We start from the raw sequence: 1,061 nt of genomic DNA, 5'->3' as shown, positions 1-1,061 counted from the left end.
GTAGACCAGCTAACTGCTGTCAAGAAAAAAATTTACTAATGTGTTCTCAAAATAATGATCATGTGAAATGACCCTTAGTTTTCTACGAATGTTCTTAAGGGTAATGATTCTAAATATTCAGTTTAACAGCCGTTAGGCTACAATTTGCATGTTGCGTTGATACATCCTTACCTGTTCTTCAGGTGTGATAAGTACAAATGGTTGTTGATTTTTTAATACGGAGTAGATAATTCTAACTAGCTTATTCATGATTGCGCCTAAAGCTTGCTTTTTCGCCTTGCTTTGTATCTTCTTTTGATAGTAGTCATAAATAACCTTATTGGAATAGGACCCGTTAGGGTTATGCCTGATTGCTACTGTAGCTGCCATATAGAGGGCTTTTCGAATATAGATAGATCCTCGCTTGGTAAGCTTGTTCTTTGTACCAAGAAATTTACCTGACTGCATTACAGAAGGATCGATACCGCAATAGGCTACAAGTTGCTTAGAGCTTTTAAATTTTTCTATCTTTCCTATCTCAGCAGCTAAAACAGGTGCTAATGTTGGACCTATTCCAGGAATACTTTGGAGAAGTTGAACTTCTGGAATAGTTATTCCTAATTCATGTATCTTCTTGCTTAGCGTATCTAATTGGACATCTATGTTCCTTAGATGCTGGGCATGGACCATAATGATATGCTCATAAGCTTCTAGTAAAATACCTGTAGCAATTCCTTCCCTTGCACTTTCTAAGAGGAGTAAATACTTCTTAGAAGCATATTCTAAAGATCCTCTAGAGGTGTTTTTAATCAGTTCAATAACCTCTTTTTCAGGAGCAGATAGAATTGACTTAGGGGAAGGATAACGAATAAGTAATTCAAGAGAAGTTTTGCAAGAAATAGATTTAAATATATTTGCAAAGCTAGGCATAACTTGATCAATGACTGCAGTCAACTGATTAATGGCAGTTGTTCTCTGTTGTGAAAACTGATGATAGGTTCTAGTTAATACTTTTAAGTTTTCAAAGTTCTTGTCCATTCTTTGATGCTGTATTAAATCCATATAGAAAAATACCCTGGCTA

At 35.3% G+C, this 1,061-nt stretch carries 1 protein-coding gene; it reads right to left on the bottom strand.

Annotation, left to right across the window (positions count from 1 at the left end; translation table 11 throughout):
* Window positions 1-132: 132 nt before the first annotated feature.
* On the bottom strand, window positions 133-1,061 hold a 929-nt coding region (locus tag HNQ80_RS25535), incomplete at its 5' end, for an IS110 family RNA-guided transposase (protein ID WP_207727192.1).

Origin of the sequence: Anaerosolibacter carboniphilus, assembly GCF_014205875.1 — a bacterium.
Taxonomy (GTDB): Bacteria; Bacillota; Clostridia; order Peptostreptococcales; family Thermotaleaceae; genus Anaerosolibacter; species Anaerosolibacter carboniphilus.
The sequence above is the reverse complement of the archived record's forward strand: the minus strand, read 5'-3'. Positions and strand labels throughout refer to the sequence as shown.